Origin of the sequence: Bradyrhizobium genomosp. I (2014) (assembly GCF_000261685.1) — a bacterium.
Lineage (GTDB): Bacteria > Pseudomonadota > Alphaproteobacteria > Rhizobiales > Xanthobacteraceae > Bradyrhizobium.
Genome location: NZ_AJQE01000084.1, coordinates 1 through 8,912, shown reverse-complemented (window position 1 = coordinate 8,912; position 8,912 = coordinate 1). Strand labels below are relative to the sequence as shown.

Below are 8,912 nucleotides of genomic sequence, written 5' to 3'. Positions count from 1 at the left end.
CTGCGGCGGCAGGCCGGCTTCCGCAAGTGCGCTCGTGACCATCGCCACCAGCCCGCGCGAGCGGAATTGCACCGGAGACAGGTTCACCGCGACGGTGACATCGGGCCAGGACGCGGCAGCCGCACAGGCGGTGCGCAGCACCCATTCGCCGATCGGAACGATCAGCCCGTTCTCCTCCGCAATCGGGATGAATTCGGCTGGAGAGACGAAGCCGCGCGAAGGATGTTTCCAGCGCAGCAGTGCCTCGAACCCGGTGAGCTCGGAGGAATCGAGCCGCATCTGCGGTTGGTACACCAGGTGGAATTCACATCCTTCCAGCGCGCCGCCCAGATCCTGCTCCAACGCGTGCCGGCTGCGCGCCTCTTCCTCCATCTCGGGCTCGAACAGCTGATAGGCTCCGCGTCCCCCCGCTTTGGCCTGGTACAGCGCGAGGTCGGCGCATTTCATCAGCTCGTCGGCATCGAGCCCGTGGTCGGGTGCGATCGCGATGCCGACAGAGACGCCGACATGGATCGACTGGCTTTCCAATGGAGGGGGATGACCGATGATGTCGACCAGGCGGTGGGCGAGCGCCTCGGCCGATTGCGGCTGCGGCCCGCGCTGGAGGACGGCGAACTCGTCACCGCCGAGACGCGCGACAGTATCGTGCTCGCCGACATTCTCCTTCAGGCGCGCTGCGACCCAGCGCAGCAGGCGGTCGCCTGCGGCGTGGCCGAGGCGGTCGTTGACGGTCTTGAAGTTGTCGAGGTCGAAGCACAGCACGGCCATGGCGCCGCCGGCGATCGCGACTTGGTTCAGCCCCTCGCCCATCTTCTCGCGGAACAGCGTGCGGTTGGGCAGGTCGGTGAGCGAATCGTGCTGCGCCATATGCGCCACTCGGGCCTGGGCCTTGTGACGCTCGGTGACGTCCTCGTAGGTGACGACCCAGCCGCCGTGCTCCATCCGTTTGTGATTGAGCTTGATGATGCGGCCATCGCTCAAATGCCGGTGCAACGTGTGCTCGCCCTCGCGCAACCGCTCGACATAGTCTGCATAGAGCTTTGCACCGGTCGTGTCCGGGTGGATGCCGAGCTCGCAGCTGTGGTCCATGATCTCTCGCATCGAGACGCCGGGCTTTACGATCTCCGGCGGCAGTCCGTACATCTCGATATAACGGCGATTGCAGACGATCACGCGCAGGCTCGAATCGAGCATGCACAGGCCCTGGCTCATGTTGTTCAGTGCCGCGTCGAAGCGCCGATATTGCTCGCTCAGCTCCTCGACCGCGTGCTCGCGCTCGGTGATATCCTCATAGGTGGCAACGAAGCCGCCTTCGGCAAGCGCGCAGTAGCGTACCGAGACCACGGCGTCGTTCGACATGCGCCGACGCATCGGCGAGGAGTCCCGATTCGCGATCCTCGTGCTCGCGGCTTCGAGCAGCTGTTGCGGACTGTATTCGGAGGAGAACGCGCCGTTCGCCATCGATCGCTCGATCAGCTCGGCGAGATACGTCCCGGGCCTGGTCTCCTCCGGCGACAGCCGGTAGATCCGGCGGTAGGTGGTGTTGCAGACCCGAAGGCGCATGTCGCTGTCGTAGAAGGCGAGCCCGTGCGCCATGTTCTCCAGCGCCGCATCGAGGATGAAGTTCTGCTGCCTCAAGGTTTCCTCGTATTGCAGCCGCTCCGTCACGTCCTCATGCACCGTCACCCAGCCGCCGTCGGGCAGGAAGCGGGAGACCGCCTGCACCATCCGTCCGTCGTAACGCATCACCAGCAGGGTCTTCGCCTTCCTGCGACGCACATCTTCCAGCCGGCTTTCGTAAAATTCGTCGCTCGACATGCCGGGCAGGTTGCCGCGCGACATCCAGTGCTCGATCACCGTGCAATGTGGAGCACCCGGCTTCACGATCTCGGGGTCGAGGTCGTAGAGCTTCAGGAACCTTTCATTGCAGACGACGACGCGGCTATCGACGTCGTACATGACGAGGCCGTGCGACATGTTTGCGAGCGCGTGCTGGCTGCGCTCGGTCTGCACGCGCAATTCCGCTTCGAGCCGGGCGAGACGGCTGACATCGTCGCAGATCGTCATCCAGCCGCCGCCGGGGAGCGGCTTCAGATCGAGCGACATGACGAGGCCGCTCGCCAGCCGCTGCTCCGTTCTGAACGGCCGTCCCCCTGCGATCTGCTTGATGCGCGCCGAATACAGCGCGTCGAGCTCGTCTTGCGGAAAGTTACCGCGCTGCGCGCTGTGCGCGAGCACCTCACGGTAGCTCGTGCCGACCCGCACGATGTCGGCCGACAGGTCGAACAGAGTGAGGTAGCGCTGGTTCACCAGCACGATCCGGTTGTCGGCGTCGTAGACGCAGACGCCCTGCTCCATGTGGTCGAGCGCAAGCTGGCTCAGGACAACCAGGGCGTCCGCACCCTGCTCGTGTCGTGCACCAGGCTCGTTGTCGCGGGTCGACATCATGGGGTCGGCGGGACCTCGGCAGGCAGTAGACTCAATGCAACCTAGTTCAGCCGCAGAGGGTAGCGAAGAGGCCGGAAAATTCCCTTAAGCGCAGTAGTTTACGGAGAGTGACCGGCGATGGAGAGAGTATCGGAAATGTAGAGGTGCCTGCGAGCGTTGGCCGAGCGGGCGCAACAGACTCCGCCGTCGTCCCGGACAAGCGCAGCGCAATCCGGGGCCCACAGCCACAGGGAGAGGTTCGGCGAAGACTGGAAGTGAGCGGGTCTTTCCGCGATACCAAAACCTTCGCTTAACGACAGATCACCCGGTTTGGATCCCTGCGTTCGCAGGGACGACAGGATAACCTACGGCCCGTACAGCACGAGCTCCGTGTCGGTGAGGTCGCCGAGCTGCGGCCGGTGCGGGCCCTTGAAGTATTTGCGGCCGCGCCGCTCGGTGTAGATGCCGACGAGGCCGGGAACCGGACCGTTGGCGTCGACGGCCACCGAGATCTTGCCGAGCCGCAGCAGCAACCGGCCGATGCGGCCGGCGCACTCGGCATATTCCGTGGCGCTGCGGCAATAGATCAGTTTCATGGCGGGCGGCGCAATGAAGCCGCGGCGGATGCGGACCGGTTGCAGGATGAAGGGGAACGTTCCCTTCGGCGTGCGGCAGACGAGGCTGAGGCAATTGTAGCGCGCATGCCGCGTCAGGAGCTCGGTCTCGGTGTCGGAAAGCCCCTTGATCTCTTTGGCGTGTGGCGGGATGACCTCGATCTCGCTCCAGCGCGGCGCGCGCGACAGCGCAGGGACCGAGAAGAATATGCCGCGGCAATAGGCGCGAAAGCCCTGCGTTTCGATGATCGGCCAGGTCCACGGCGCCGGGCTGATGTTGAAATAAGTGACGTCCTTGTGTCGCTGGGCGATCTTGGTCAGCAGCGGGGCGTAGTTGCGGTAGGCCGGATCGACATACCAGCTCGACAAATTGCACCGGATCGCGGCCTCTTCGCCGTCCTTGCGTGCCGTGTAGATCAAGAGCAGCACGCCGACCGGCGTGCCGTCATTGTCGAGCATGTAGCCGAAGCGCGGATAGCCCTCCGGCACCGATCGGAAGGCCTGCCGGCGCAGGCCCTGTATCCAGTATTCGCGTGAACGCCCGACGAAGCCGCGCGTCAGCAAGTCCGCGATCTTTTCGACGTCGGACTCGGTGATTTCGCGGCATCGAACCTTGGTGTGGATCACGCTCGTCTTGCCCGTGGAAATGGTCGGCCTCTTACCTTAGCGCCAGCCTTCGCCATGAGCCTCGGCCGCGACATGCGGCTGCAAGCCCAGGACGTCCCGCACCTTCGCCGGCCAGGCGGAAAGATCGGTGCCGTGCGTGTGGAACATGGCGACGGCCAGGCGGTCCATGCCGAAGGCAACGCAGCCGGTATGGGCCGGCTCGCCGTTGGCGTCCTGGATTCCCCAGGTCGTGCCGAAATGCTCGCGGTGATAGTTGAAGCTCATGCAGGCGGTCGGCTGCTCTTCCGAGCGCAGCGGGATAAGGAGCTCGAACTTGAGCTGCTGCTGCTTCTGGCTCACCGCCTTCATCTGGCCGACCCGGCCGAAGAACGGATCACTGGCATAGTCGACACGGAAGGTGAGGCCGAGATCGGTCGCGATATTCTGCGCACGCACCATCCAGCGCTCACGGAAATCGGCGACGTCGTCGGGCGTACCGATGCAGACATATTCGCGCATCCGGAACGATTGCAGCCGGTCGAGATGTCTCGACGGCTCGCGGCGGAAGCAGTCGGCGGCAACGTCGAAGCGCAGGCCGCCCTTCGGCAACTGGCCACGGCTCGCCGCGATCGGGTAGACTGGATAGCATGCGGCCGGTGACAGCACGAGATCGGCCGGCGACAGCGACGTGGTCCAGTCGCCGCCGGCATCGAAGCGGCTCACCGCCGCGTTGATCTCGCGCTCGGTGCCGTGCAGGCCGCAAACGCAGCCAAGCAGGTTCGGAAAGCTCTTGAGATAGCCGGATTTTTCCAGCTGGGCGCGGCTCATCACCGGCGGGAAGCGCATCACCTCGGTGCCGGTCTCGCGATGATTCGTGATCAGTGCGGCAAGCCGCTCGACGACGCCTTCATAGAGCGCAGTGCGGGCGTAGACGCCGTCGGCGCCCATGCGGTGGAACAGCTTGTCGGCGAGATGATCGAGCGGATCGATCATCTGCGGCGCGGTGGCGGGCGAGTCGGGGAGGACGGCAATATTCATGGTTCGATGTCCTGCTATCTCAAAATTGTTCTTGTTGATTCGGTCGCCAAGGCATTTCAGTCGCGAAGGCTTGTCGGCACTCCGCTCATCAGCGTCGATGTCGCGGCGTTGGCCAGGATGCGGTCGTTGTTGATCATGATCGGCGACGACAGCACGTCGCGGAGGTGACGGCCCATGGTGAATTCGCCGTCGTTGCGGTAGCCGGAAAGACCCGCGGTGCGCATCGCATGCATCACGGTCTCGACCGCGAGCTCGGAGGCCTGCACCTTCAGCAGCGTGATGGAGGACTGGAAGTCGAGCGAGCTCAGCGCCCGCTCGTCATGCTCGGCGCTCGCGAAAGCATCGATGTTGGCGGCGATCAGCGCGCGCAGCTTGGCCAGCGACATCTTGGCGGCGGTGAAGTGCGCCGCGGCCGGCGGCATCTGGCCGCCGGAGCTGCGTGCCGCCTTGCGGATGAAGGCCTGCGCGCGGGTCACGGAAGCGGCGGCGATGCCGGCCCAGGCCGACGACCAGCACAGATGCGCGAACGGCGTCATGGTCTGGGCGTGGATCTTGTCGTAGGATTCCGGGAAGACGCGGTCGGCGGGGCAGTCGACCTTCAGCTCGAACCCGGTCGAGCAGGTGCCGCGCATGCCGAGCGTTTCCCAGCCCTGGGTCTGCTTCAGGGAATAGTCGTCCTTGGCGAGCGCCAGCAGCACCTGGTCGGAGGCGGCGGCTTCGGTGGCGCGGCGGGCGATGGTGACGAGACCGTCGGCCTCGGCGCCGTAGGAGATCACGGTGGCGTCGCGCACCAGCGAGACGGTGTCGCCGGCGTGGTCGACCGCGGCCGCGCTGGCGCGGATGTTGCCGCCATTCTGGCCCTCGGTGGTGGACGAGGCGAGCAGCCACTGGTCACGGGCGACCCGGCGCATCATGGTCTCCATCCAGGGAATGCCGTGGCCGTGCCTGACGACGCAGGCAACCTTGGTCTGGTGCATCGCGTAGATCATCGCCGTGGAAGCGCAGGCGCGTCCGAGCGTGTAGCAGATGTCGGTGACGTCATAGATGGAGGCGCCGAAGCCGCCGAACTCGACCGGGATCATGACGCCGAGCAGCTTCTGCTCGCGAGCGACCTCGAAAGCCTTGTGCGGGAAGCGGGCGTCGCGATCGACCCCGTCTGCGTCGGCCGCGGCCGCAGCCGCGGCTCGGGCAGCGCGCTCGACCAGGGAAGGGCCCTGCTCGAGGAAGCTCGTCTGTGTTTCGTCGACAGTAAGGACCGCTTCACGCACGTTCATGCTCGTCCGCCTCCGGTTTGCCGTTCGAGATCGCCGGCATCATTCGCGATGCCGCTTGAAGCGATCCTCCGACCATCTTTGCTTGTGAGACGAGGCTACGGATTTAATTCAAATTCGTCGATGAAATAGAGGGTAAACAAAACCCAATTCCGAACGAACAGTTAAGGTCGGGTTGTCTGCATCCCCCGATTTTCCAGCATCGCGTTAGGACTCCGGACGATGCCTGAAGTTCAGACAATCCGAGTCATCGTTTACTAAGAAACGCGAACTATTGATGCCGCCCATTGCAGGATCGGCAGGCCGTGCCCATCGTAGACGGCAGTCCGGTCCGCCCCCCGATGGACAGATGGGAATTTGCCGATGCAGGCCTTTGATACCGACGTGCGAAATCGCATCATCAAGCTGGTGAAGGGCATCCTCGAACAGAACTCGCTCACCGCAGACGTCACGCCACAAGCGAAGCTCGTCGATATCGGCCTGACTTCGATGGACATGGTCAATCTGATGCTCGGCGTCGAAGCCGAATTCGACTTCACCATCCCGCAGTCCGAGATCACGCCGGAGAATTTCCAGTCGGTCGAGACGCTGGAGCGGATGATCGCGACCCAGCTGCAGCCGGCGACCGCGGCCTAAGCCCAAACCGCAACTGTCGTCCCTGCGAACGCAGGGATCCATACCGCGGAATTTCTTGACCGCTGACGGTTGAAGTACCAAACGACCAGTCTTCGCCAAACCACAGCCTGTGATTATGGGTTCCTGCGTTCGCAGGGACGACCTCGAGTATGAGGCGCGCGCCATCGCCCTCACGCTACCGGCATCACCCTCCAGCCCCGTTCCAAATCCGCCGTAAAACTGGCATAGCTTAACCATGTCACGTGTGGCCGACAGGGTGGAGCAGGCATGACGCAGGCGGTATTGGGTATCATCGGCGGCTCGGGCATCTATGACCTGCCGGGCCTCGAGGGTGCGCGCGAAGAGGTGATCGAGAGCCCCTGGGGGGAGCCGTCTGCACCCTTGCGGCGTGGCTCCATCGCCGGCCTGTCGGTCGTGTTCCTGCCGCGGCATGACAAGGGTCACCGGCTGTCCCCCTCCGACATCAACTATCGCGCCAATATCGACGTGCTGAAGCGCGCCGGCGTAACAGACCTGATCTCGCTCTCGGCCTGCGGTTCCTTCAAGGAGGAACTGCCGCCCGGCACGTTCGTTCTCGTCGACCAGTTCGTCGACCGCACCCACAAGCGCGAGAGCTCGTTCTTCGGCCGCGGCTGCGTCGCGCATGTGTCGATGGCGCACCCGGTCTCGCCGCGGCTGCGCATCCATCTCGCCGCAGCGGCTGAGGCTGAGGGTATCGCGATCGCGCGCGGCGGCACCTACGTCTGCATGGAAGGGCCGCAATTCTCCACTTACGCGGAAAGCATGACCTACAAGACATCAGGCTATTCCGTGATCGGCATGACCAACATGCCCGAGGCGAAGCTCGCGCGTGAGGCGGAGATCTGTTACGCCACCGTCGCTATGGTGACGGATTTCGACTGCTGGCATCCCGATCATGACGCCGTCACCGTTCAGGACATCATCCGCGTGCTGAGTTCGAATGCCGACAAGGCGAAGGCGCTGGTGGCGCGGCTGGCGAAGGATTTCCCGCGCGAGCACGAGCCGTGCCCGATCGGTTCGGACCGCGCGCTCGACACCGCTCTGATCACGGCGCCCGAGGCGCGCGATCCGGAGCTTCTGAAGAAGCTCGATGCGGTGGCAGGACGCATCCTGCGGGCGTGATAAGAAAGGCAGAATGCCATGAAGGTCGACGGCAAGCATTTCCGCAGCATCTGGCGCCAGCGTGACGGCTGGTCGGTGGGTGCGATCGACCAGCGGCGGCTGCCGCATGAATTCGTCATCGCGCGCCTGACCTCGTGCGAAGACGCCGCCGCCGCCATCCGCGACATGCTGGTGCGCGGCGCGCCGCTGATCGGTGCAACCGCCGCCTATGGCATGGCCCTCGCGATGCGCGAGGACGCTTCCGACGCTGGGCTGAAACGGGCCTATGACACGCTCGTGGTCGCACGGCCAACCGCGATCAATCTGAAATGGGCGCTCGACCAGATGCGCGCGGCACTCGCGCCGATCGATCCCGTTGAAAGGGCGGAGGCGGCCTACGCGCGCGCCGATGAGATCGTCGAGCAGGACGTCGAGATCAACCGTGGCATAGCCGGCAACGGTCTGAAGCTGATCGAGGCGATCGCGGCGAACAAGCCGGGCGAGGCGGTCAACGTACTGACCCATTGCAATGCCGGCTGGCTCGCCACTGTTGATTGGGGTACGGCGACCGCGCCGATCTATCTTGCGCATGAGCGCGGCATCAAGGTCCATGTCTGGGTCGACGAAACCCGCCCGCGCAACCAGGGCGCCTCGCTCACGGCGTGGGAACTCGGCCATCACGGCGTGCCGCACACGGTGATCCCGGACAATACCGGCGGACACCTGATGCAGCACGGCATGGTCGATCTCGCCATCGTCGGCACCGACCGCGTCGCCGCCAATGGCGACGTCTGCAACAAGATCGGCACGTACCTCAAGGCGCTCGCTGCGCATGACAACGGCGTGCCGTTCTACGTTGCGCTGCCGTCGCCGACGATCGATTTCGCCGTTCATGACGGCATCAGGGATATCCCGATCGAGCAGCGCAGCGGCGCGGAGGTCACCGATATGACCGGCCGCACCGCCGATGGCAGGCTGGAAACGGTCCGGATCGTCCCCGAGAGTTCTCCGGTCGCGAACTACGCCTTCGACGTCACTCCGGCGCGTCTCGTCACCGGTCTCATCACCGAGCGCGGCGTGCTCAAGCCGGATCGTACCGCGTTGGCGGCGGCGTTTCCTGAGCGGATCGTCGCTGCGCGAAGTAGTCAGCCTTCCAGGTGAGATGCCTCCACTCCGTCATTGCGAGGAGCCCTTGCGA

At 64.6% G+C, this 8,912-nt stretch carries 7 protein-coding genes; 3 read left to right on the top strand and 4 right to left on the bottom strand.

The features are described from left to right. The 4 genes from IC50_RS07990 to IC50_RS07975 form a co-directional block, all read right to left on the bottom strand. On the bottom strand, positions 1–2,448 hold a 2,448-nt coding region (locus tag IC50_RS07990), incomplete at its 3' end, for a PAS-domain containing protein (RefSeq protein WP_035702777.1). A 344-nt stretch (positions 2,449–2,792) separates the two neighbouring features. Continuing rightward, complete coding sequence (locus IC50_RS07985; RefSeq protein ID WP_035702774.1) at positions 2,793–3,668, bottom strand: hypothetical protein; 876 nt, start codon at positions 3,666–3,668, stop codon at positions 2,793–2,795. A 36-nt stretch (positions 3,669–3,704) separates the two neighbouring features. Next, positions 3,705–4,685, bottom strand: a complete 981-nt coding sequence (locus IC50_RS07980) for an amino acid--[acyl-carrier-protein] ligase (protein ID WP_035702771.1) — start codon at positions 4,683–4,685, stop codon at positions 3,705–3,707. A gap of 56 nt (positions 4,686–4,741) precedes the next feature. Beyond that, the gene (locus IC50_RS07975) at positions 4,742–5,959 is read right to left on the bottom strand and encodes an acyl-CoA dehydrogenase family protein (RefSeq protein WP_035702768.1); all 1,218 of its coding nucleotides are present in this window, start codon (positions 5,957–5,959) and stop codon (positions 4,742–4,744) included. Positions 5,960–6,319: 360 nt separating this feature from the next. Here IC50_RS07975 and IC50_RS07970 point away from each other — a divergent pair, with 360 nt between their 5' ends. The 3 genes from IC50_RS07970 to mtnA all read left to right on the top strand — a co-directional run bounded on the left by IC50_RS07970 (position 6,320) and on the right by mtnA (position 8,875). Next, positions 6,320–6,592: a phosphopantetheine-binding protein gene (locus IC50_RS07970; protein ID WP_035702766.1), complete on the top strand. Its 273-nt coding sequence runs from the start codon at positions 6,320–6,322 to the stop codon at positions 6,590–6,592. 267 nt (positions 6,593–6,859) lie between these two features. Further along, positions 6,860–7,735, top strand: coding sequence for an S-methyl-5'-thioadenosine phosphorylase (locus IC50_RS07965; RefSeq protein WP_035702764.1), 876 nt, complete (start codon positions 6,860–6,862; stop codon positions 7,733–7,735). Positions 7,736–7,753: 18 nt separating this feature from the next. After that, the gene (gene mtnA, locus IC50_RS07960) at positions 7,754–8,875 is read left to right on the top strand and encodes an S-methyl-5-thioribose-1-phosphate isomerase (RefSeq protein ID WP_035702763.1); all 1,122 of its coding nucleotides are present in this window, start codon (positions 7,754–7,756) and stop codon (positions 8,873–8,875) included. Positions 8,876–8,912: the final 37 nt, after the last annotated feature.

Coding starts and splice junctions, on each gene's coding strand:
- IC50_RS07980 (WP_035702771.1), bottom strand. CDS start 4,685: ATGAATATTGCCGTCCTCCCCGACTCGCCCGCCACCGCGCCGCAGATG.
- IC50_RS07975 (WP_035702768.1), bottom strand. CDS start 5,959: ATGAACGTGCGTGAAGCGGTCCTTACTGTCGACGAAACACAGACGAGC.
- IC50_RS07970 (WP_035702766.1), top strand. CDS start 6,320: ATGCAGGCCTTTGATACCGACGTGCGAAATCGCATCATCAAGCTGGTG.
- IC50_RS07965 (WP_035702764.1), top strand. CDS start 6,860: ATGACGCAGGCGGTATTGGGTATCATCGGCGGCTCGGGCATCTATGAC.
- mtnA (WP_035702763.1), top strand. CDS start 7,754: ATGAAGGTCGACGGCAAGCATTTCCGCAGCATCTGGCGCCAGCGTGAC.